Source organism: Pseudomonas sp. Pseusp3 (assembly GCF_047304225.1).
Lineage (GTDB): Bacteria > Pseudomonadota > Gammaproteobacteria > Pseudomonadales > Pseudomonadaceae > Aquipseudomonas > Aquipseudomonas fluorescens_CD.
On the sequence record NZ_JBGLYV010000007.1, the window covers coordinates 17,754 to 38,261 of the forward strand.

Annotated in this window: 23 protein-coding genes; 16 read left to right on the plus strand and 7 right to left on the minus strand. The window is 57.5% G+C overall.

The window, feature by feature from the left end:
- Positions 1-2 precede the first annotated feature (2 nt).
- Positions 3-2,108, plus strand: coding sequence for a type IV conjugative transfer system coupling protein TraD (traD, locus tag ACCD00_RS04110; protein ID WP_413422136.1), 2,106 nt, complete (start codon positions 3-5; stop codon positions 2,106-2,108).
- Between the two features lie 89 nt (positions 2,109-2,197).
- Entirely contained in the window at positions 2,198-2,929 is a 732-nt protein-coding gene (locus ACCD00_RS04115; protein WP_413422138.1) for a TIGR03747 family integrating conjugative element membrane protein, read from the plus strand.
- A 287-nt stretch (positions 2,930-3,216) separates the two neighbouring features.
- Here ACCD00_RS04115 and ACCD00_RS04120 read toward each other — a convergent pair whose 3' ends face one another.
- Positions 3,217-3,588: a histone-like nucleoid-structuring protein, MvaT/MvaU family gene (locus tag ACCD00_RS04120; RefSeq protein ID WP_222585622.1), complete on the minus strand. Its 372-nt coding sequence runs from the start codon at positions 3,586-3,588 to the stop codon at positions 3,217-3,219.
- 307 nt (positions 3,589-3,895) lie between these two features.
- On the opposite strand from ACCD00_RS04120, the gene ACCD00_RS04125 reads away from it, so the two are divergent.
- From ACCD00_RS04125 to ACCD00_RS04165, 9 genes are read left to right on the plus strand one after another with little or no spacing between them, the layout of a single operon-like run.
- On the plus strand, positions 3,896-4,231 hold the full coding sequence (locus ACCD00_RS04125) for an RAQPRD family integrative conjugative element protein (RefSeq protein ID WP_413422140.1): 336 nt from the start codon (positions 3,896-3,898) through the stop codon (positions 4,229-4,231).
- A complete protein-coding gene (locus ACCD00_RS04130; RefSeq protein WP_413422142.1) occupies positions 4,228-4,467 on the plus strand; it encodes a TIGR03758 family integrating conjugative element protein in 240 nt (79 codons plus the stop codon). The genes ACCD00_RS04125 and ACCD00_RS04130 overlap by 4 nt, the downstream gene beginning before the upstream one ends.
- A 17-nt stretch (positions 4,468-4,484) precedes the next feature.
- Positions 4,485-4,856, plus strand: a complete 372-nt coding sequence (locus ACCD00_RS04135) for a TIGR03745 family integrating conjugative element membrane protein (protein ID WP_413422144.1) — start codon at positions 4,485-4,487, stop codon at positions 4,854-4,856.
- Positions 4,857-4,863: 7 nt separating this feature from the next.
- On the plus strand, positions 4,864-5,277 hold the full coding sequence (locus ACCD00_RS04140) for a TIGR03750 family conjugal transfer protein (protein ID WP_413422146.1): 414 nt from the start codon (positions 4,864-4,866) through the stop codon (positions 5,275-5,277).
- A complete protein-coding gene (locus tag ACCD00_RS04145) occupies positions 5,274-5,915 on the plus strand; it encodes a PFL_4703 family integrating conjugative element protein (RefSeq protein ID WP_413422148.1) in 642 nt (213 codons plus the stop codon). The genes ACCD00_RS04140 and ACCD00_RS04145 overlap by 4 nt, the downstream gene beginning before the upstream one ends.
- On the plus strand, positions 5,912-6,724 hold the full coding sequence (locus tag ACCD00_RS04150; RefSeq protein WP_413422150.1) for a TIGR03749 family integrating conjugative element protein: 813 nt from the start codon (positions 5,912-5,914) through the stop codon (positions 6,722-6,724). Before ACCD00_RS04145 ends, ACCD00_RS04150 begins: the two co-directional genes overlap by 4 nt.
- A complete protein-coding gene (locus ACCD00_RS04155; RefSeq protein WP_413422152.1) occupies positions 6,714-8,231 on the plus strand; it encodes a TIGR03752 family integrating conjugative element protein in 1,518 nt (505 codons plus the stop codon). The genes ACCD00_RS04150 and ACCD00_RS04155 overlap by 11 nt, the downstream gene beginning before the upstream one ends.
- Positions 8,194-8,610 carry a TIGR03751 family conjugal transfer lipoprotein gene (locus ACCD00_RS04160; protein WP_413422154.1) on the plus strand — a complete coding sequence of 139 codons (417 nt, stop codon included), beginning with the start codon at positions 8,194-8,196 and terminating at the stop codon, positions 8,608-8,610. Before ACCD00_RS04155 ends, ACCD00_RS04160 begins: the two co-directional genes overlap by 38 nt.
- Entirely contained in the window at positions 8,610-11,363 is a 2,754-nt protein-coding gene (locus ACCD00_RS04165) for a conjugative transfer ATPase (protein ID WP_413422156.1), read from the plus strand. The genes ACCD00_RS04160 and ACCD00_RS04165 overlap by 1 nt, the downstream gene beginning before the upstream one ends.
- 35 nt (positions 11,364-11,398) lie before the next feature.
- Here ACCD00_RS04165 and ACCD00_RS04170 read toward each other — a convergent pair whose 3' ends face one another.
- From ACCD00_RS04170 to ACCD00_RS04180, 3 genes are all read right to left on the minus strand, one after another.
- A complete protein-coding gene (locus tag ACCD00_RS04170; protein WP_222585612.1) occupies positions 11,399-12,133 on the minus strand; it encodes a zeta toxin family protein in 735 nt (244 codons plus the stop codon).
- On the minus strand, positions 12,130-12,378 hold the full coding sequence (locus tag ACCD00_RS04175) for a hypothetical protein (protein WP_413422158.1): 249 nt from the start codon (positions 12,376-12,378) through the stop codon (positions 12,130-12,132). Before ACCD00_RS04175 ends, ACCD00_RS04170 begins: the two co-directional genes overlap by 4 nt.
- 364 nt (positions 12,379-12,742) lie before the next feature.
- Positions 12,743-13,000 (minus strand): LasR-specific antiactivator QslA, encoded by a 258-nt coding sequence (locus ACCD00_RS04180; RefSeq protein ID WP_222585611.1) that lies wholly within the window; start codon positions 12,998-13,000, stop codon positions 12,743-12,745.
- Positions 13,001-13,168: 168 nt separating this feature from the next.
- Between ACCD00_RS04180 and ACCD00_RS04185 the strand changes: the two genes are divergently transcribed.
- The 5 genes from ACCD00_RS04185 (at position 13,169) to ACCD00_RS04205 (ending at position 17,728) form a co-directional block, all read left to right on the plus strand.
- Positions 13,169-13,423, plus strand: coding sequence for a helix-turn-helix domain-containing protein (locus tag ACCD00_RS04185; RefSeq protein WP_222585610.1), 255 nt, complete (start codon positions 13,169-13,171; stop codon positions 13,421-13,423).
- Between the two features lie 105 nt (positions 13,424-13,528).
- Positions 13,529-14,485 carry a TIGR03756 family integrating conjugative element protein gene (locus ACCD00_RS04190; protein WP_413422161.1) on the plus strand — a complete coding sequence of 319 codons (957 nt, stop codon included), beginning with the start codon at positions 13,529-13,531 and terminating at the stop codon, positions 14,483-14,485.
- Positions 14,482-15,864 (plus strand): integrating conjugative element protein, encoded by a 1,383-nt coding sequence (locus tag ACCD00_RS04195; protein ID WP_413422163.1) that lies wholly within the window; start codon positions 14,482-14,484, stop codon positions 15,862-15,864. The genes ACCD00_RS04190 and ACCD00_RS04195 overlap by 4 nt, the downstream gene beginning before the upstream one ends.
- A 3-nt stretch (positions 15,865-15,867) precedes the next feature.
- Positions 15,868-16,176, plus strand: coding sequence for a hypothetical protein (locus tag ACCD00_RS04200; protein WP_413422165.1), 309 nt, complete (start codon positions 15,868-15,870; stop codon positions 16,174-16,176).
- Between the two features lie 10 nt (positions 16,177-16,186).
- Positions 16,187-17,728, plus strand: a complete 1,542-nt coding sequence (locus ACCD00_RS04205; protein WP_413422167.1) for a conjugal transfer protein TraG N-terminal domain-containing protein — start codon at positions 16,187-16,189, stop codon at positions 17,726-17,728.
- On the opposite strand, the gene ACCD00_RS04210 is transcribed toward ACCD00_RS04205, so the two are convergent.
- The 3 genes from ACCD00_RS04210 to ACCD00_RS04220 form a co-directional block, all read right to left on the minus strand.
- The gene (locus ACCD00_RS04210) at positions 17,717-18,115 is read right to left on the minus strand and encodes a DUF3742 family protein (RefSeq protein WP_413422169.1); all 399 of its coding nucleotides are present in this window, start codon (positions 18,113-18,115) and stop codon (positions 17,717-17,719) included. The two genes, ACCD00_RS04205 and ACCD00_RS04210, sit on opposite strands and share 12 nt — an antisense overlap.
- Before the next feature lie 279 nt (positions 18,116-18,394).
- Positions 18,395-18,880 carry an ester cyclase gene (locus ACCD00_RS04215; protein WP_413422171.1) on the minus strand — a complete coding sequence of 162 codons (486 nt, stop codon included), beginning with the start codon at positions 18,878-18,880 and terminating at the stop codon, positions 18,395-18,397.
- A gap of 66 nt (positions 18,881-18,946) precedes the next feature.
- On the minus strand, positions 18,947-20,425 hold the full coding sequence (locus ACCD00_RS04220; RefSeq protein WP_413422173.1) for an APC family permease: 1,479 nt from the start codon (positions 20,423-20,425) through the stop codon (positions 18,947-18,949).
- Positions 20,426-20,508: the final 83 nt, after the last annotated feature.

The following is a 20,508-nucleotide window of genomic DNA, read 5'->3' on the forward strand; positions in this document are numbered from 1 at the left end:
TCATGGCCGAGCAAGCAATGGAGTCCAAGCTCCGGCCAGCGGTGGAGCTGTATACCGTAGCGATCTGCATCGCCGCCGCGGTGTTGTGCGTGTACTCGCCCTGGGCTGTGGCCCTGTCACCCGAGATCGGTCTGGTTGCCGCGCTGGCCTATGCCCTGTTCGGCCTGATCCGACTGCAACAAGCTTGGGAGGTGCTGCGCTATCGGCGCAATATCCGTCGGCTGCCCCGCTATGAGCTGACCAGCCGACAGATTCCAGTCAGCCGCAAGCTTCTGTTCATGGGCCGAGGCTTTCGCTGGACCCGCCTGCACACCCAGCGCTTGGTCGAGGCCCAGGATCCGGCAGTCGCCCACTATGTCGACCAACCGACCCGTTACCGCCTGGCACGTGGACTCGAACGGCGCCTGGAACATGCACCGTTTCCACTCTCGTCACTGGCGCGTGTCACTGCCTGGGACAGTGCCTTCAATCCGTTGCGCCCTTTGCCCCCGGTCGGTGGCTCGCCGCTGTTGCACGGGGTCGAGCCCGACGAAACGGAAGTCAGCCTGCCGCTGGGCGAACGGGTCGGGCATACCCTGGTGCTGGGCACCACCCGCGTCGGCAAGACACGACTCGCCGAGGTTTACATTACTCAGGACATCCACCGCATCGAACACGAGGTAGTGATCGTTTTCGATCCGAAGGGCGACGCTGACCTGCTCAAGCGGATGTACGTCGAAGCCAAACGGGCCGGTCGGGAAAAGGAATTCTATGTGTTCCATCTGGGCTGGCCGGAGATCTCCGCGCGTTACAACGCCGTGGGACGTTTCGGGCGCATCTCGGAAGTGGCGTCGCGCATTGCTGGACAGCTCAGTGGTGAAGGTAACTCTGCGGCCTTTCGTGAGTTCGCCTGGCGTTTCGTCAACATCATCGCCCGCGCCCTGATCGAGCTGGGCCGACGCCCGGATTACCTGCAGATCCAACGGCATGTCGTCAACATCGACGCCCTGTTCATCGAGTACGCCCAGCAGTTTTTCGCCAAGACCGACTCAAAGGCGTGGGAAGTGATCGTCCAGCTTGAAGGCAAGCTCACTGAGAAGAACATTCCCCGGCATATGATCGGGCGCGAAAAGCGAGTGGTGGCCATAGAACAGTACCTGGCGGTAAAGCGGGTATTTGATCCTGTAATGGACGGACTGCGTTCAGCGGTGCGGTATGACCGCACCTACTTCGACAAAATCGTCGCCTCGCTACTACCGCTGCTGGAGAAACTCACCACCGGCAAGACCGCCCAGTTACTGGCTCCCAACTACACCGATCTAGATGACCCACGGCCAATCTTCGACTGGATGCAGATCATCCGAAAACGCGGCATCGTCTACGTCGGTCTGGATGCGCTGACCGATGCCGAGGTCGCTGCCGCCGTGGGCAACTCCATGTTCGCCGACCTGGTCTCGGTCGCGGGCCATATCTACAAACATGGTATCGACCATGGTCTGCCTACATCGAGCAGGAGCACCGACAAGCTGCCGATCAACCTGCACGCTGACGAGTTCAATGAGCTGATGGGCGATGAATTCATCCCGCTGATCAACAAAGGCGGTGGCGCTGGCATCCAGGTGACGGCCTACACCCAGACCCTCAGTGATATCGAAGCGCGCATCGGCAACCGCGCCAAGGCCGGTCAGGTGATTGGCAACTTCAACACCCTGCAGATGCTCCGCGTGCGCGAGACCGCCACTGCTGAACTGCTCACCCAGCAGTTGCCCAAGGTTAACGTGCTGACCAAGACCTTGGTGTCGGGCGCCACCGACACCTCCGATCCAGAGGCCAACACGGACTTCACTTCGTCCTCACAGGATCGCGTCAGCAGCACCAGTGTGCCGCTGATCGAGCCTGCACACATCGTCAGTTTGCCCAAGGGGCAAATGTTCTCCTTCCAGGGCGGTGGCCAGCTCTGGAAAGTCCGCATGCCTTTACCTAAACCCTCTAGCGACGATGCCATGCCCAAGGACCTGCGGGAACTCACCCAGCTAATGCGGGCCAACTACAACGCGCAGGCGGGGCAATGGTGGAGCGCGAGTGGTGGCGGCCCAACAATTAACTTCGATTTAGATCTGGTGCGATAGCCCTACTCTGACTAGGTTTCGATTAAGCAAACACACATTCGGAAGGCGTCGGGACGGCATCAACTCTGCGGCGCGCAATGGAGTGAACGATGGCGACTTCCACACAAAACACGCCGCCACAACCGATCCAACATCCAGGGCTAATTGTCTCAACGATTAGCCTGATGCTGCGCATCATTGGTTTGCTGGTCGCCTCATTGCTGTTTTCGATCCTCATCGAATTCGTCGGTCTGTTGCTCTTCTGGAGAGATCAAGGCTGGCTGCATAGTCAGGCCATGCTAAGCAGCGAACTGGGCTGGCTCAGCGAGCACTTCAAATCGTCACTCATCCTCCAACAACCCGGGCAAACGATTGTCCAGTGGCTGGATTTCCTCAATCAGTGGCTGCTGGTCAAGACCGGCTTTGCGGATTTTGCCCTGCAGGCGCGGGTGTCGAGCCAGGGCAACGGCGTCTGGAGCTGGATCAACCAGCTCTACGTGAGCATTGAGGATTTCGTGCTGGTCGCGGTATATGTGACCTTCACTTTCGTCGTGCGCCTGACCATACTGGTCCTGGCCACCCCTCTGTTTCTGCTGGCAATGTTTACTGGTTTTGTCGATGGACTGATGCGCCGAGACCTACGAAAATTTGGCGCTGGGCGAGAAAGCAGCTTTGTCTACCATCGTGCTAAACGAGCCGTGATACCACTACTGATCGTGCCCTGGGTCATTTACCTGTCTCTGCCCTTTTCGCTCAATCCCACGGCCGTATTTTTGCCTTGTGCGGTGACGCTCGGCATCACTACGGCCATCACGGCAACTACATTCAAGAAGTATCTCTGATTCGGAAAAACCAATGTTTCATTTACATATCCCGATGCTTGGATAGTTATCCCGCGACCGAAAACTGATACACCACACGAATGCATATTAAGCTGCTAAAGGTCATTCTCAAATCCCACTATGAGTTAGAGCATCAGGTGAAATGCAGACGTCCAAGATTGGGAGGAGTATTAAGGATCTAACCACCAATTAATCTTCCGCAGGACTGGGTCAAGACTTGCATTCAGGACTTATCATTCTCATCCAGAAAAAAGGGCCTTTACAGGCCCCTTGTCATCAACTCGATTTCACTGAGTACGCCACGAGTCAACAACGTCTGCGCCAAACTCGGCTTTCCATTCCTTCAGTCGACGATGATTTCCTCCCTTGGTTTCGATCACCTCTCCAGAGTTCGGATTTTTGTAGATCTTCACTTCGCGAGCCTTACGGACTGCCTTTACGGGGGCGGCTACGGGTGTCGAGGTCCGACGGCCAGCTTCTGGATCCAGGATGCCAATGATGTTCTTCAAGCTGAAGCCGTACTCGCCAAGCAACGCACGTAGCTTGCTCTCAAATTCCATTTCTTTTTTCAGACCGGAATCACTTTTCATCGACTCGAGCTCTGCTAGCTGTTCGGCCAGTTGTTGCTCAAGCTTGCGAAATTCAGCCAAACGAGACATGTGAAACTTCCTTCAGGTTAGGGGAACGAGGAAACGAACATTCCCATACTAAGCGATGATCAGCTCTTCGTCACCCATGCAGCTTTCAAGCACGAGTTAATCTACTCATGCGGCATGAACGACGCATTATTAATGGGGAAGGATTGCTAAACTGGGCTCTCTTTTTCGCCCAATCAACAGCTGGCGTATGTGTGAGCAAACTTCTTCCGCACGGCTGCAAAAAAGCGATACATCCCATGTCACGTTTAATACTGAATAGTTCAACCTCTAACTTGATGCTGGCTCCATCTCCACGTGGGCCAGCATCATGTCGACTACCGTCTTTCGCTGTTCTTTACTCCTTTCACTGGCCTTCGTTCATGGCAGCAGCTATGCGACATCAACTGATGAGCAGATACAGCTCAGCCTAGTTCAGCAGCAACTCGATACTATCGAACGCCTTGCGACACAAGCGGAGACAACCAGCACGTCTGAACTAGACGAGCGCTATCGTTTCGACTACCCACGCCTGTCTCAGGACATTCAGCGCATCCGCCAAGGTGTACAGGACTATCTCTCTCCTTCCCGCGCTCAACCCCGCGATCCCACTGAACTGGTCGGCGATTACCGCCTCGACACTCCGTCCACGGAGCCTTCGCCATGAGCATGACTGACGCCCAGATCGCAGCCTTCCAAAACGCCTCTGGCTTTTCGGCGCAGAGCAGTTCGACGCTGTGGGTTTCCCTGGTTCTCGTCCTGACTTTGCTCTGGTGCGCCTGGGTGATGTGGACGGCTTACCGGGGCTGGGCCGCCGGCAACGTGCGCTTTGGAGCCTTCGGCGGCAGCGCCGCTCGCGTACTACTCACCTTGCTAGTTTTGATGTTCTTCACCCTGTCCTAATACCGGAGATCACCGTCATGCTTAAGTGGCTTGTCCCCCTGCAAAACAATCTGTGTGATCGTGCGAGCCAGCGCTTGATCGGTCTTCTACTGGTGCTCGGTCCAAGCCTGGCTTTTGCCGAGCTACCGACCATGGAAGCGCCTTCACGGGGTGAAGGTTCCGGGTTGATCGAGACCATCAAAAACTACGCTTACGACGGCGGCATCCTGCTCGGTTTACTGATCGCCCTGCTCGCTTTCTTGGGTGTGGCCTGGCATTCCCTGACCGTCTACGCCGACGTGCAGAACCAGCGCAAGACCTGGAAGGACCTCGGCGCGGTGGTTGGCATCGGAGCCCTGCTGGTGGTGATCATCATCTGGTTCCTGACCAAGGCTGCCGCGATTCTGTGAGGCTGGCATGAACGACACTATCGAACGCCTTGTCGACGGCACCTTGGTCTTTCTGCCTGAGCGACTCAATCGTGATCCCGCCGTATTACGCGGTTTGACCAATGATGAGATATGGGTAGCGCTTGGCACCGGCGCCCTCATTGGCCTGCTATTGGGCGTTCCTCTGGCGTTCGCCACCGCCTCCATTGCTGTGGCACCGACAAGCATGATCGCAAGCATGGCGGTGGTGTTATTGGTCGGAGGCACTCTACTGCGTCGGGCCAAACGGGCTCGCCCCGAGACCTGGTTGTACCGCAAGCTCGAATGGATACTCGTCAGCCGTTGGCGCCTGAGTCGCGGGAGTTTGATCCTGCACTCCGGCGCATGGACGGTCCGTCGTTCGCGTCGGCTGCGTCCTGCCCTGCCCCGGTGGCAGCGATGAGCCGATTTCGAAACAAGGTGGATGCCCAGCAGGCCCATATCTTCAGCCTGCGCCTGGCAGTGGTGATTCTGGCTCTGATCTGTGCCGGACTCTGGTATGGCTGGCGCTCGGCACCGACCGATCTGACCGTACACGTGCCACCGGATCTGCGCTCGGGCAGCACTCGCAAGTGGTGGGATATCCCCTCAGAGAATGTCTATGCCTTTGCCCTGTACATCTTTGGCCAACTCAACCGCTGGCCCTCGGATGGCGAGCTGGATTATCGACGCGCCATCTATGGCTTGCAGTCCTACCTGACACCCGCCTGCAAAGCCTTTCTCGACGGCGATTATGAGTACCGCAAGGCTGCTGGCGAGCTGCGCCAGCGGGTGCGTGGCGTCTACGAAATTCTGGGCCGTGGCTACAGCGAGGATCCAGAACTCAGGGTCAAGCAACTCGACCGCGACAGCTGGTTGGTCAAGCTCGACCTCAACGCCGATGAGTATTACGCCGCCGAACCGGTGAAACGGGTGGTGGTGCGTTATCCATTACGCGTAGTGCGTTTCGACCTGGATCCCGAGCGCAACAAGTGGGGACTGGCACTGGATTGTTATCAAGGCACGCCGCAAAAAATCTCCCTGCCTGGAGTTGAGCCATGAAGTGGATGTCTACCCAGGGACTCACCGTCGCACTGATGCTATGGGGAGCTGCAGCGCAGGCCGTCGAGCTGATGCGCTGGGAACGCCTACCCCTCGCGGTCCCGTTGGTGATCAATCAAGAACGAGTGGTCTTTATCAATGAGGATGTTCGAGTCGGCGTACCCTCAACCCTCACGGGCAAGCTGCGCGTGCAATCAACTGGCGGCACGCTGTACCTGCGCGCGTCGCAAGCCATTGCCCCGACCCGACTGCAACTGCAATCGGTCGCGACGGGCGAGATCATCCTGCTGGATATCGCGACCACACCTGGTGATCAACCACTGGAGCCAGTGCGTATTCTCAAGAATGCTCAGGTGCAGGCTACCGAGACGGAATCTAGCAACGTCCCTGTTCCAGATCGTACGCCGATCCCAGTCGCTTTGACGCGCTACGCCGCACAGAGCCTGTACGCGCCGCTGCGCACTGTAGAATCCCTGCCCGGCGTACACCGCGTACCGCTCAAGCTGCGCAGCGAACTGCCAACCCTGCTGCCAACCGAACACGTGTCCAGCACACCTATAGCAGCCTGGCGACTCGGTGATTACTGGGTGACGGCGGTGAAGTTGCGCAATCGTGGTTCAGCGACGGTGCAACTCGATCCGCGTCGGCTTCAGGCCAAGCTGTTCGCTGCGGCCTTCCAACATGCTTTCCTCGGGCCCGTCGGCAGTGCTGAGGACACCACGATCGCCTACCTCGTCACTCGCGGTGCCGACCTCGAACAAGCCGTGCTGCTCCCGCCCGTTGCGCGAGGTGCTGACGATGAAAGCTAACGCCTTGCTCAAATGGCTGGTACCGGCTGCGCTACTGGCCGTGGTGGTGATCATCCTGAAAACCTGGGTCGTGGGGAGTAGCACGCCCTCCCCAGAGCACCCAGTTGATCAGGGCAACCTTCAGTTATCCGCCGAGCAAGCCAAGTCGCTCGGCATTGCTGGCGATACCCCACGCGATACGGTCGCCACCCTGGTCGGTCAGGTGAAGGCCATGCGCAGCGACATGCTCGGGTTGAAGAAACACAACGATTCACTGCAGACGGAGAACAACCGCCTGCGCGAGCGGGAAAACAGCGTCGATTCGCGTATCCAGACCGCGCTTGGCAGCGTGACCCAGCAGGTCGACGAAGGCCGCCGACAAGCCAACGAGGCCCGACTCAAAGCGGAACAAGACAGCCGCCAGGCCCGTGGTCTGCTGACGCAATTGCAGGAACAGTTGTCGGGGCTGACCGGCAAAAGCAAGGACATGCCGATCGGATTGGGGCTTGAGCCTGGCGATGGGGCTCAGTTCGACGGGCAACATTCTGCCAATGATGCGCTGCAGTGGATTGAACCCTCGGATGCTCCGCCCACCGACGCCCGAGGCAAAACCAAGACCTCCTCCGCACTGAGTCTGCCTACCGCCTTCAACTCACTGGAGGGCTTGAAAGATAACGCTATTGATCGCAGCCAGAAACAGCTACGTGCGGTCACCCAGGGTGAACGTGACCTGACACGATCCGCTGATCGTACCGAAGGTGCGAAGCCGGTCTACACCATTCCTGAAAACGCGACATTGATGGGCTCGGTCGCCATGACCGCACTGATCGGCCGAGTCCCGGTAGACGGCACAGTGAATGATCCCTATCCCTTCAAGGTGCTGGTCGGCCCCGAGAACCTGACCGCCAACGGCATCGACCTGCCGGACGTCGCAGGTGCCGTAATGAGCGGCACGGCGTCCGGTGACTGGACTCTGTCCTGTGTGCGCGGGCAAGTCGAGTCAATCACCTTTGTGTTTACCGATGGCACTATCCGCACGGTGCCTCAGCCAAAGGTGGTAGCCAGCCGTAATGCCTCCAACACCCAGAGTTCAAGCACCGACAAGATCCGTGGCGGACTCGGCTACCTGTCCGATCCGTATGGCATTCCTTGCATCACCGGCGAGCGCCGCTCGAACGCCCAGCAGTACCTCGGCAGCCAGAGCCTGATCACTGCGGCTGGTGCGGGTGTCGCCGCCTTGCTCGGGGATGAGCAGAACAACAGCAGTGTGATTAGTTCGGGTGGCAGTACCCTCGGGGTTACCAGCAGCAGTGGCAACAGCGCGCTGAATTCAATTCTCAGTGGTGGGGTCAGCGACATCCGCGAGTGGGTCAACAAACTGTATGGCGAAGCCTTTGCTGCCGTGTATGTGCCACCTGCAGCACACGTCGCCCTGCACCTCGACCATGAGATCACCATCGACTACGAGCCCAAGGGCCGGAGCGTTCGCCATGAAAAAGACCATGCCTCCCTGCCTGACCTGGATTAGCGTGCTCTGCTGGGTCCTGACGGGGTGTTCCACCGACAAGGACACGCTTCTGCCCCATGGCGAGCAAACCATGCTGGACATCTGGAACGGTGCTGGTTCGCAAGGCACTCAGCAGCAACTGCTGGATGCTCGGCAGCAGCTACGCCGTCCGATGGCCCAGGCAGATAGCTCCATTTCTTTTCAGGAACCGTACACTCGCACCGCGGCGAACGAGATCCACAACCTGTTCCCTCGCCTGCCCAATCCCGATCTGGTGCTGTACGTGTATCCGCATTTGAGCGGTACCGAGCAGGCACCGGTCCCGGGTTACTCGACCGTCTTTCCGTTCTACCAACGTGTGCAGTACGCATTGCCTGGTGAACGTCAGGAAGACTTGTAGTGCGTACCGGCGATTCGGGCAACCGCACTGCCGCGTGGAAAGCCTGGCGCAATTCATTACGCCCTCGCGCCACGTTGGCCGATGAAGCCGCACTGTATGCGCATAACCCCAGCTTCACCGATCACCTGCCCTGGGTCGAGTACCTCGACACCGAACAGTGTTTTCTGCTGGATGACAATCGCTCGGTGGGTGCGGTGTTCGAGTTGCTGCCCATCGGCACTGAAGGGCGCGAACCCGATTGGCTGATGGCGGCCCGCGACGCCCTCGAAGACGCCCTGCAAGATAGCTTTGACGAGTTGGATCAAGCGCCTTGGGTGGCGCAGTTTTTCTGCCAGGACGACAACGACTTCACCCCCTACCTGACCCGGCTCACTGACTATATTCAGGACAGCGCGCGAGGCACGGTCTTCACCGAGGCGTATTTGGAGCTCAGCCGCCGTCATCTAAAGGCCATCGCCAAGCCCGGTGGTCTGTTTGAAGATAAGGTGGTTACCCGCCTACCCTGGCGCGGTAACAACCGGAGGGTGCGCCTGGTGGTCTATCGCTGGCTTGAGTCAGATGCGCAGGAGACGGAACTCACTCCGGTGCAATCCCTGCATCAGGCTTGCGAACGTGTCGCTGCTTCATTGCAGGCATGCGGGGTGCAAACGACGCGAGTCGATGGCAGAGGTCTTTATGCCTGGTTAGTACCCTGGTTCAATCCTGCGCCCACGCTCACCAATGATGCACCCGAGGAGTTCTACCGCCGTGTGGCCTATCCGGAGTCGGGTGACAGTGAGTCGCTGGATCTGCCCTTTGATCATGACTTTACAGAGCGACTGTTCTTCAACGAACCGCGTTCGGATGTCCAACGCGGACTCTGGTATTTCGACGACCAGCCCCACCGGGTCATGGTGGTGGACAAGCTGCGGCGGACACCATCGATTGGTCAAATCACCGGAGAAACCCGCAAGGGCGACGCGGTGAATGCCCTGTTCGACCAGTTACCCGTAGGTACGGTGATGAGTCTGACCTTAGTGGTCAAACCACAGGATGTACTCGAGGATCAGTTGAACCGCCTGGCCCGCAAAGCCATCGGTGAAAACCTGGCCTCGACCCAGACCCGCCAAGATGTTGAAGAGGCTCGTGCGATCATCGGTCGCCAGCACAAGCTGTACCGCGGCACCCTGGCGTTCTACGTGCGCGGTCACGATGAGCAGCAATTGCACCTGCGCTCTGTCAGCCTGGCCAACGCGCTGCTGGGGGCGGGGCTGCAACCGGTACGCGAAGGCGATGAAGTCGCCGCCTGCAACAGCTACCTGCGTTGGTTGCCGATGGCTTACAACCCGACCCGCGACACGCGCAACTGGTACACGCGCCTAATGTTCGCCCAGCACCTGGCGAACCTGGTTCCGGTCTGGGGCCGCAGCACCGGCACCGGCCACCCGGGCATCACCCTGTTCAATCGTGGCGGCTCGCCGCTGAGCTTCGATCCGTTGTCACGCCTGGACCGGGCCATGAACGGTCATCTGTTGTTGTTTGGGCCCACCGGCGCCGGCAAGTCGGCCACATTGGTCACCCTGCTGATGCAGGTCATGGCGGTGTACCGCCCTCGCCTGTTTATCGTCGAAGCCGGCAACTCATTCGGCTTGCAGGGCGACTACTTCGCGACACAGGGCCTGTCAGTCAACAAGGTCCAATTGAAACCTGGTGCCTCGGTCAGCCTCGCCCCCTTTGTCGATGCTTGGCGTCTGGTCGAGCAGCCAGATCAGGTGGCGAGTCTTTCCGTTGATGAGTGGGACGATGAAGCGGTAGCCAGTCACGAGGACCAGCGCGATGTTCTCGGCGAACTGGAAATCACCACCCGGTTGATGATCACCGGCGGCGAGGCCAAGGAAGAAGCCCGCTTGAGTCGAGCCGATCGCAGTCTGATCCGCGAGTGCATCCTGGATGCGGCGCAGACCTGTGTCGCAGCGGACCGCCAGGTACTGACCCGCAATGTGCGCGACGCCTTGCTGCAGGTCGCCGCCGACCCGCACTTACCGGAAAAACGCCGCGAGCGCGCCCAGGAAATGGGCGAGTCCATCGACTTGTTTTGCCAGGGTTTCGAGGGCGAACTGTTCGATCGCGAGGGCACACCTTGGCCCGAGAGCGATGTGACCATTGTCGATCTGGCCACTTACGCGCGGGAGGGCTACGAGGCACAGATGTCCATCAGCTACATCAGCCTGATGAACACCGTGAACAATCTCGCCGAGCGCGATCAGTATCTGGGCCGGCCTATCATCATGGTCACCGACGAAGGACATATCATCACCAAAAACCCACTGCTGGCGCCATTCGTGGTCAAGGGGACGAAGATGTGGCGCAAGCTCGGCGCGTGGTTCTGGTTGGCGACGCAAAACCTTGCCGACTTCCCCACTGCTGCGCAGACCATGCTCAACATGATCGAATGGTGGATTTGTTTAAACATGCCGCCCGCGGAGATTGAAGAAATCGCTCGCTTCAAGAAACTCACCCCGGCACAAAAAGCCCTGTTGCTTTCCGCTAGCAAGGAGCCGGGCAAATACACCGAAGGGGTCGTGCTTTCGAAAAAGCTCGAAACGCTGTTTCGGGCTGTGCCGCCCAGTCTTTACCTTGCCCTGGCCATGACCGAGCCTGAGGAAAAGGCCGAGCGCTGGACACTGATGCAGAACAACGGTTGCTCGGAATTGGAGGCGGTTTACCAGGTAGCTGAACGGATCGATAGAACGCGAGGAATAGAGCCAACATAAGGGGAAGAGGCTCCCGGCTTTGGCCGCCCCGGCTGTTAGCCGTTGGACACCTTTTCAACGTAGGCATCCATGAACCAGTCAGGGACCTCATCAACCTTGAATTCAAGGTCAGTCCCATCCGTAACTTCGGCAAGCAGCACCAGGTCAGCTCCGGAGTTATCGAAGATGTAGGCCCGGTTCGAAGCGGCAATGGCAGCAGGCAGTAAGCTCAGGCAACGGCCGTAGCGCTGGACAATTTTTTCTGTGGGAACTGGGTGCCCACCTGCCGCTACACGGTTCCTGACCCTGTTGATATTGATGTCGGGATCTTCAGTTGCCACGAAGTAGAGGTACGTGCGATATCCAGACGCTCTTGCCTTGAGCATAAAAGCGATTTTATCGTCGCTGGACATCACCGTTTCGAAGGTGAAAGACAGCTGCTCTTCGAGAAGTTTGTTCCGGATGAAGTCAGAAAGCACCGAGGCAAAATAGGAGTTCATCGCGACCGTCTGGAAATTCAGGCCGTTGCTACTAAAGCCTATTTTGGCCACCTCCTCATCGAGCTGGGAGGACTTGACCAGTCGATGTTCCCTAAGAAAAGCAAGGACTTCATCGCCCTCAGCTTCCAATTGAAAATCACTGAATTCCAGACGACCGCTCTCTTTGGCAGCCTTCTCGATTTCATCCGGGTTAATGTAGATACCAATCAGGTGGGAAGGGATGGCACTTTTCATCGTGCTCTTGCCGGAGCCGTTGGGTCCAGCAAAAACCCTCAACCGGGGAACCGTCATGAGCAGCGGCGCACCTTAATTACTCCACCCAGAGTTACTTTGTGCTTGGGTTTTGCCACCCGAATGACCTTGTGCTTACCATCGGCAGTCGTTTCAACAAGCATGCCGTTCATGACTTCCATCACACTGCGGCCGGCAGCCAGCGCGTTGATATAGGCAGTATTGATGGCGCCTTCAGCCATGACCGGGATCTTATCCTCCAGTCGACTCACCAGATCGTCACTCAACACTCTTTCAGCTTTCATATCGCGCTCCACGTTCTCAGAGCGTGCAGAATCTGCACTTAATCAGAATCTTAGCTACGTAAACCTGTTTGTAACAGGGCGAAAGCTACTTCTGTCAGCCCCCATTCTAGAGGAATGGCGTCTGGAACCATACCTTTCAAGAGATTTTCCCGTTCGATGCATAACCGGCGGCATTTGAGCTAAGTACCGCCCTCGCCCAATTGAGGAAAGTGCGATCCCCTGACGAGTCTTTCAGCCGTTGGACAAAACGTGCAGCTAGAAGCGACGATCGTTCTTAAACTGCAATCAGTTGGCCTGTACCGATATCGCCAGGTTGAATGCGAACGGACGATCAATACGATGCAATCGCCTATGAGCAACAGGGTTACTGTGGCACGCTCCGAAGCCGCTGCTGAATCCTCAACAGGAATGCGGCTTCAAACGCATCTTGGCAATCACCGATAGGAAAGGTCTTGCGTGTTTGTGCCAGCTCCCACCACAGTGGAATCTCGCCGGGCGCATCAAGCCAAGCCTGGGCGCATTGCACACCACGTTCGATCATTGGGGCGAATTCGTTGCCCCAAGGTGTCAGAAGACTTGGGCAACCATCCGCCGCAGGAATTGCAATATAGTTTTCGTCCATACACACCCTAGATTTCTGACTTTATTATTAGACGCTGGACCCAGCCTCGAAATCATAACGAAACCAAATGAATGCTTGATAACAGACTTCAGCATCAAATGGCCTAGATCACACCAATGTAGACTATATCCCGTGGATTGAGAGTCCCTCAAGGCGCAATTTGCGCGCATGACTCAAGACTACGAACAGCTTCGTCTTCATCTGGCGGAAAACATCCGCTTGATGCGGCGCGTGAAAAACCTGACCCAAGAGCAACTGGCACTCATGGCCGAGGTGGATCGCACCTACGTCAGTCAAATCGAACGATGCACGGGCAATCCGTCGCTGTTGGTCCTGTGCAAGCTCGCCAATATTTTCGAAATTACCGCCGATCAGTTACTTGTGGATTCCGATATCCTGCGCAGCGCCCTTCACGTCAAATAATAGTCTCGCGTCTCACAAATCCGATAGATCCACCTTCATAATTTCCACTGACAGTCTTCACTCCCTAACCGAACCTGCCCAGGCCATACACCGAGAGCCTGGATCATGCCTGTTGCCTGCTCGTCAATCCCGCCCACAAAGCTACGGCCCTTGGCGCTGAGCGTCCTGCTGGCATGCGGCCCAAGCATGGCGCTGGACACCGGTAGCATCACGTCCTCCGTGCTTTCTCCAAACTGTCTCGAATACAGGGTTGTCGGCATTTGTTTCTGGCTCCTCTGCACGCCCGTCGGCTGCAAGGTCAAAACCTCAACCAAGGTTCGTCATTTCATTCCGGAGCTCGTTGTCTCAAGCTACGCCACCACCGGCAACAACCCCTGGAACGAGATGGCGACCCTCTCCTCTCCTATCAGTGGTGCGGAGGGTGGCGGCAACCTGATCACGTCGAACACCCGCCGCGACAACCTATCCCGCTTCAAGAACGTCGATAGCATCGGCCATCCAGGTGGTTGGGCCGCCACGCAACTGGCCTCGCAGTCCGGCTATTCCTGCGCCAGTGGCGCCACCGCGCTCATGCCCTACTACTTGAGCACCCTGGACTCACTGGCCTGGCGTTATGGCATCCCAGAAGGTTTCTATCCCGAGTCGCTCATGCCGGGGATCCGTGAAATAGGTAGTCAGACCTCGGGAAACATGTGGGGCAATGTCTATCCCCGGCAGGGTATTCTGGTACAGCCCGACGATTTCAAGGCAGCAGCAGTCATGGCGCAACGGGCCGGCGATGTGATTACCCGCAACTGGCAGCCGCATGTGTATGTACCGCTCACACCCGCCAAGCACGACGGCTACTGGCCGCCTGGCCCGATCGTTGAAAACGACGCTTCGACCCACAAATGGCAATTGCTCTACCCTCAGGTTCAGCCCACGTGCGCCATCTTCCCCAGCGATCCGGCACAGAGCGTGGATGGCGGCTACGCCTGGTCGCTGTGGCGTCCTTACAGCTGCTGCAAACGTGAGGGGCAGACCTTTCTGTTCAGCATCGACTTCGAAGGCGGTGCATCATGAGTCGGCTTATCACACGACCATGGTTGGGCGTGCTGAGTCTGTTGCTCTGTGGACTGCTCGCTTTTGACACGCATGCCCACGCCGCCGAAGGCGATTACCGCCTGGGCACTCAAGGCGAAGTGCTCGACGACCGAGTGATGTACACCATCGGTGGCGGCTCGGCAGTGGGCTCACCGAGCTCGCTCTACCGACCCAGCGGTCTCGGTGTCGGCGGGTCATGGCGAGCAAACATGATGTGCGGCAACATGAGCCTCACCAACACCCTGCAAAACCAACTGAATGGCGTCACCGAAGGCTTCCAGCAGATCATGGGCAGCATCGTGCAGAACGCGACCCAAGCCGTGATGTCGCTGCCAGCGTTGATCATCCAGCGCGCCAATCCCGGCCTCTATGAGTTGTTGAGCAACGGGGTGATGCAGGGACGTATCGACTTCGACCGCTCCAAGCTGACCTGCCAAGCCATGGCCGAAAAGATGGCGGACAAGGTCGGTCAAGCCGGCTGGGGCGCGCTAGCCAAGAACCAGGAGATGCAGAGTAATCTGGAGCAAACCGGCGGTGATGCAGTGGCCACGGTGAAAAATACCGAGTCCCATAACGGCAATAATGGGGTGTCCTGGGTTGGCGGTTCGAAGGCTGGTGGGAATGGGCAGACACCCATTCGGGTGACCTCCGACGTAGTGCGCGCGGGCTACAACTTGCTGCATAACCGGACGGTGGATGACAGTACGTCGATTAGTAGTAGTGACTGTTTGGGTGGAGCCATTTGCCAGACATGGGCTTCGCCCCAAGAGGAATCCGAATGGGCCGTTCGCGTGTTGGGCGAGAACGAAGTCGCGACCTGCGACACCTGCGAAACCCTGCGTGCTACCGCTGGCAGCGGATTGACGCCACTGATTCAGGAGGCCTACAGCGAGCGGCTGAAAACCTTACAAGGAATGCTGTCAGGTTCACTGCCGCCTACTCCTGACAACCTGGCTAAAGCCTCTAGCCCGATGCTGCCAGTGACCCGTGGCGTGATTGAAGCCTTGCGCGACGATCCCGACCAGGATCTGTTGACGCGACGCCTGGCCAGTGAGACTGCTCTGTCCAGCGTGCTCGACAAGGCACTGCTGCTACTGCGCACGCTGCTGGCGGGTAGTCACGAACCGAACATCGCCTCCGCCGAGCCGGCACAGGCCGCCTTGACGAAAAACATCGACGCCTTGGAGAGCGAAATCCGCCTGCTGCAGACCGAACTGCAGGTCCGGCAGATGCTGGCCACCAATACCGCCAGCCTGGCGCTCGATCGGCATACCGGTGGTGCTGATGCTTCGCGTACCGTCAAGCAAGGCGACCCCGAGCCCGGTCGACTCAATGATGCTGATGCCAGGCGCAAGTGAGCCATGAAACGCTCACCGCTATTCACTTTGCTTGTGAGTTTGAGGATTGCCGCGGTGGTGATTTTAACCGCTGCGCTGGTCGCATGGATCGGCCGCACTGCGCTGGGTAGTTTCGAGGTCTGGCAGCAGGCATTCGAATCCGTACGGCCCTATCTGCGGTGGTGGCGTGCCCTGCTCTACAGCGCCCTCTTTGCGCTCTGGTGGGATCTGCTTCGGCGCTACCGACATCGACCACAGGATCGACTGCGCGTGAAGAGCATCGGAGCAATAGGGCTCGCGCTCTTTACCTGCGTCGAACTCACCCGATTGTGAGGCCACCACGATGCTCATGAGCACCAACAGCTACCTGGAGTTTTACCTCTCCCTGCTGGCCTGGATCATCAACAACGGCCTTTGGAGCGTCCTGTCCGATACCGGGCTGTTTGCCGCGCCCTTTGGTGCAATCATTTTGCAAGAATGGTTGTCGGCCCGTCAGCAAGGCGCGGATGAAGGCAACAAGGGTCTGCTATCGGTGCCGCGGATCGAGAACCGGCTGTGGCTGGCCTATATCGTCGTATTGTTCGGCTGCGCGCCCGTCTTTCCGTTGAGCCTCACCTCAATAGCGTTCGATGACGTGGCGAGTCAGCGCTGCGGTGTCAGTGTGGCCAAGCCAGCGGAAACTGCTTGGGGAGCGACCTTCAATACCATCGGCGAACGCTCCGCTAACGTGCCGATCTGGTGGTTTCTGGTGCATACCTTGAGCAAAGGCGTGACTGCGGCAGCTACTGCCTCTATCCCCTGCGCACCGGATATCCGGCAGATGCGCATGGAGATCGACAGTTCGCGCATCGACAGCCAGGTACTGCTGCAGGAAGTCGCCGACTTCACTCGCGACTGCTATGGCTATTCCCGTTCTCGACTGTTCACCAACCGTCCGCAGCTGGACAAGGCACAAAGTCACGACGCATCTTGGATCGGCTCAAGCTATTTTCTCGACACGCCCGGCTACTACGATACGGATCATTCACACACACCGCGAGTCAGCTGGCCGTATGACGAAAGCCGCGATGTTTCCTTACCTCGGCTGGAGAATGGCGCGGGCTACCCCACCTGCAAGCAGTGGTGGAGTGATAGCGGTGTCGGGTTGCGCGAGCGCTTGATTGAGCAGGTCGATCCTTCGTTGCTGACTCAGCTGAAAGGTTGGTTGACTGGTCATTCGAGCAACGAGATCGAGGATGCCACCCTGCGTGAGCTGGTCAGCCCGCGCCAGCAATCGATGTCCATGTCGCCCGGACAGGTGTACCAGGACTATGGCTCCAGCGCTCGCGGCGGCTCGATCAATCAGGGGCTCAATAATCTGGCCACCAATACCGGGTTGGCACTGGGTTCCTTCAGCAACTTCCCGGCGATGAATGCGTTACGCGCCGCGCTACCGATGGTGCAGGCTTTCCTGATCATGGGCGTCATCATCAGCTTGCCGCTGATTCTGCTGGTCAGTACCTACCAGCTGAAGACCGCCATGACCGTGACATTCGCGCTGTTCACACTGCACATGCTGAGCTTTTGGTGGGAACTGGCACGCTGGGTCGACTCCAGTATGCTCGACACCTTGTACAATCAAGTTTCGGCTTCCAATCAGGTGCTGTTGTCGCTGCCCACATCCGGCTTCATGGATGGGACGGTCACCGCGCAGGTAATTGAGTATGTGATGGGGGCGATGTTCATCGTGCTGCCGATGCTGTTTCTAGGGGCCATGAGTTGGGCAGGATATTCAGTTGGCAACGGAATTCAAGGCATGTTGGCGAACGGTAGCAAAGCCGCAAGTGATTCAGCGAGCAAAGGTACGGATCAAATATTGGGTGCTGCTAAGCGCTCAATTAGATGACTTGCTGTCACCTATATAATGCCCATTGTCGTCAAAGTCACCGATGTAGAGATCAGCACCTAGATAGTCTGGCCCTGGATTTTCCTCTTGATTATCGGAACCAATAAAGTCCCTGAACCATAGCAAAGTGATGACAGCCAGCGTCATCACAATAAAAGTAACCAGCCAAACACTGACAAAGAGCAGCCCCCCAACCAACGCCAATTTGGCAGTCAGGAAGCTCCCGCGAACAAGTAATTTACCTGCGGGCATACCTGCCGTCACCGCACGCTCAGCCACGCGGGACTCAAACGCTATCAACTTGAGATACCCGCGTTTTATCGACATGCCACAGGCATACGCCCAGCGGTGGGCACGTGAGTTCTGATCCGATTGCTGAGTCGGCATGGTCTCGCCCTCTTCTGAGCGTTTTCATGGTTGAGACAGGAGTAATAGCCTACTACTGAAAGCAGCCCATGCCTGACCGCTTATCAGTTTGCCCAGCCGAAAAACCCTCACTGGACAACGTAAGACAAACCTCGCAACACAGCTTCTCTGCGGAGGTTACCCCACATAAAACGCTCCACTAAATACAAGTACGGATCGCTATTATCGACAACACCCTGCCGTGGGCGACGTCACTGCGTAAGCTGGCTGCCGCTAATACTGCAAACTGTAACACCCCCGTCACCACCCCAATTGCTTATTAAAACCAAGGGCGTCGTAGTAGTCATGCTGCGTGAGAATCTTGCCGTTCTTGAGATGTATGAAACTAACGCCCTTAAAGCTGAGACGGCGCTGAGTGGCCGGGGTCTCGGTACTCCAGGGGCCGGTATTGGTACCGTTGAATTCCCATTCGAAGGCAATGCTCTCGCCGTTGACAATCGGCTCGCCGAACATTTTCCATTGCAGATCTGGCACTGCCTGCATGAACACTTCAATGACCTGAGTCTTGGCGTTTTCGCGACCAACCTGAGGTGTGCCCACCGAGGCGTCGAGGAACTCAACGTTGTCAGAAAAGTACTCGGCCGCGGCATCCGCATTATGAGCATTCCAAGCCTTCATGTAGTCATGGACCACATCAAGGGTTGTGTTTTGTCCAGCCGCAAAACTTGCATGACTGGCCAAAACCAGAAGCAGCCCGAACAGTAGTGAGTGGATTCGAAACATCATAGCCTTCAACCTTGTTGTCAGAAGATGGGGTTGCCTGCCGCGTTCAGCGGCAGGCATTGATGTCAATTAGCGGTTTTTCCAAGCATCCGAAGCTGGGGCCCTGCCCTTTTCATAAGGACGAAACAGGGTCATGTATAGGACACCGACGAGGATGACGATGGCACCGACAAGTGCGATGCCGTAGTTCACGTACCAGGGCGCATCCGGGGTACGCGGCCAGGACATATTGACGATGGCGAACATGCCATAGCAGAGGGCAGCGATGTTAACTACCCAACCCCACCGTCCCATGGTGAACTGGCCTTTGGGTCTCCACCCACGGATACGGGCGTACAATGCACCGCCAACAATCATCTGGAACGCCAGGTAGATACCGATGGCGGCAAAGCTCACCACCAGCGCAATAGCGTTCTGAAGGTAGAAGCCGACACACACAATGATCGCCGGCAGCACGCCACACACCACCAGGGCTGCGGTCGGAACGTGCGTCGTAGGCGAGAGCTTTTTCAGCACATTACTGCCCATGAGCATTTCGTCTCGAGCATAGGCATAGAGCAGACGACTGGCAGATGCCTGCAAACTCAGCACGCAGGAAACAAACGAAACCGTAATCACCGCCATGACGACCCGAGAGCCAACAGGACCGAACGCCGCGCCGAATATCGTGGACATCGGGTCCTTGTCTTGTCCGGAAATAACTGCGGCCATGTCAGGCACTGCCAGGATCAATGCCAAGGCCGCAAAGATCGAGGCGGCGCCGCCGATCCAAATAGTCATCCGCATGGCCTTTGGAACCTGGCGGCTAGGATTTGGAGTTTCCTCGGCTACATCGCCGCAGGCTTCAAAGCCGTAGTAGAGGAACATCCCCGCCAACGAGGCTGTAAGGAAGGCTGGCCAATAGGCCCCGTCGATGGAAATGTCAAAAGTGTCGAACAATACGCTCAAGGACTGGTGGCGTTCGAAGATCAGTAGGTATCCACCGATCAACAAAGCCCCGACCAATTCGCAAAGAAAACCAAACATCGCCACCCGAGCTAACAGCTTGGTACCACTGAGATTCAAGACCGTCGCCGTGGCCGTCAGAAATAGCGCGACCAACGTATTAGTCACCGGCGACGACTCGAAACCTAGAAGGTTAGCGATGTAGGGACCAGCACCCAGCGCGACGGCGGCAATGGTGACGCATAGAGAGATGGCATAGATCCACCCGACCATCCACGCCCACTTTTTGCCGACCAGACGACGGGCCCAAGGATAGACGCCACCGGAAATCGGGTATTGAGATACCACTTCGCAAAAAATCAGACACACCAGCATCTGGCCGAACCCCACCAGCAGGTAGGACCAAAACATTGGTGGCCCGCCGGCGGCCAAGCACAGGCCGAACAAGGTGTAGACCCCTACCACCGGGGACAGATAGGTAAACCCAAGGGCAAAGTTTTGCCACAGACTCATACTACGTTCGAAATTCGAGGTGTACCCAAGAGCACGGAGTTGCTCCGCGTCTTGGTCCACAGCCGCTGTGGGACTTATTGAGCTGTTCATTCCAACATCCTTCAAAAAGGAATTTGTTTTAGTAGGCGTTGATCGGACGGTGCAATCCCGCCCGTAGCGCGGTTAACTAGGGG

Excerpts from the sequence above, each read along its gene's own strand:
- ACCD00_RS04115 (WP_413422138.1), top strand. The coding sequence starts at position 2,198 with ATGGCGACTTCCACACAAAACACGCCGCCACAACCGATCCAACATCCA.
- ACCD00_RS04150 (WP_413422150.1), top strand. The coding sequence starts at position 5,912 with ATGAAGTGGATGTCTACCCAGGGACTCACCGTCGCACTGATGCTATGG.
- ACCD00_RS04205 (WP_413422167.1), top strand. The coding sequence starts at position 16,187 with ATGCTCATGAGCACCAACAGCTACCTGGAGTTTTACCTCTCCCTGCTG.
- traD (WP_413422136.1), top strand. The coding sequence starts at position 3 with ATGGCCGAGCAAGCAATGGAGTCCAAGCTCCGGCCAGCGGTGGAGCTG.
- ACCD00_RS04185 (WP_222585610.1), top strand. The coding sequence starts at position 13,169 with ATGACTCAAGACTACGAACAGCTTCGTCTTCATCTGGCGGAAAACATC.
- ACCD00_RS04145 (WP_413422148.1), top strand. The coding sequence starts at position 5,274 with ATGAGCCGATTTCGAAACAAGGTGGATGCCCAGCAGGCCCATATCTTC.
- ACCD00_RS04170 (WP_222585612.1), bottom strand. The coding sequence starts at position 12,133 with ATGACGGTTCCCCGGTTGAGGGTTTTTGCTGGACCCAACGGCTCCGGC.
- ACCD00_RS04210 (WP_413422169.1), bottom strand. The coding sequence starts at position 18,115 with ATGCCGACTCAGCAATCGGATCAGAACTCACGTGCCCACCGCTGGGCG.
- ACCD00_RS04175 (WP_413422158.1), bottom strand. The coding sequence starts at position 12,378 with ATGAAAGCTGAAAGAGTGTTGAGTGACGATCTGGTGAGTCGACTGGAG.
- ACCD00_RS04125 (WP_413422140.1), top strand. The coding sequence starts at position 3,896 with ATGTCGACTACCGTCTTTCGCTGTTCTTTACTCCTTTCACTGGCCTTC.
- ACCD00_RS04160 (WP_413422154.1), top strand. The coding sequence starts at position 8,194 with ATGAAAAAGACCATGCCTCCCTGCCTGACCTGGATTAGCGTGCTCTGC.
- ACCD00_RS04180 (WP_222585611.1), bottom strand. The coding sequence starts at position 13,000 with ATGGACGAAAACTATATTGCAATTCCTGCGGCGGATGGTTGCCCAAGT.
- ACCD00_RS04135 (WP_413422144.1), top strand. The coding sequence starts at position 4,485 with ATGCTTAAGTGGCTTGTCCCCCTGCAAAACAATCTGTGTGATCGTGCG.
- ACCD00_RS04120 (WP_222585622.1), bottom strand. The coding sequence starts at position 3,588 with ATGTCTCGTTTGGCTGAATTTCGCAAGCTTGAGCAACAACTGGCCGAA.
- ACCD00_RS04155 (WP_413422152.1), top strand. The coding sequence starts at position 6,714 with ATGAAAGCTAACGCCTTGCTCAAATGGCTGGTACCGGCTGCGCTACTG.
- ACCD00_RS04130 (WP_413422142.1), top strand. The coding sequence starts at position 4,228 with ATGAGCATGACTGACGCCCAGATCGCAGCCTTCCAAAACGCCTCTGGC.
- ACCD00_RS04220 (WP_413422173.1), bottom strand. The coding sequence starts at position 20,425 with ATGAACAGCTCAATAAGTCCCACAGCGGCTGTGGACCAAGACGCGGAG.
- ACCD00_RS04140 (WP_413422146.1), top strand. The coding sequence starts at position 4,864 with ATGAACGACACTATCGAACGCCTTGTCGACGGCACCTTGGTCTTTCTG.
- ACCD00_RS04215 (WP_413422171.1), bottom strand. The coding sequence starts at position 18,880 with ATGATGTTTCGAATCCACTCACTACTGTTCGGGCTGCTTCTGGTTTTG.
- ACCD00_RS04195 (WP_413422163.1), top strand. The coding sequence starts at position 14,482 with ATGAGTCGGCTTATCACACGACCATGGTTGGGCGTGCTGAGTCTGTTG.
- ACCD00_RS04190 (WP_413422161.1), top strand. The coding sequence starts at position 13,529 with ATGCCTGTTGCCTGCTCGTCAATCCCGCCCACAAAGCTACGGCCCTTG.
- ACCD00_RS04200 (WP_413422165.1), top strand. The coding sequence starts at position 15,868 with ATGAAACGCTCACCGCTATTCACTTTGCTTGTGAGTTTGAGGATTGCC.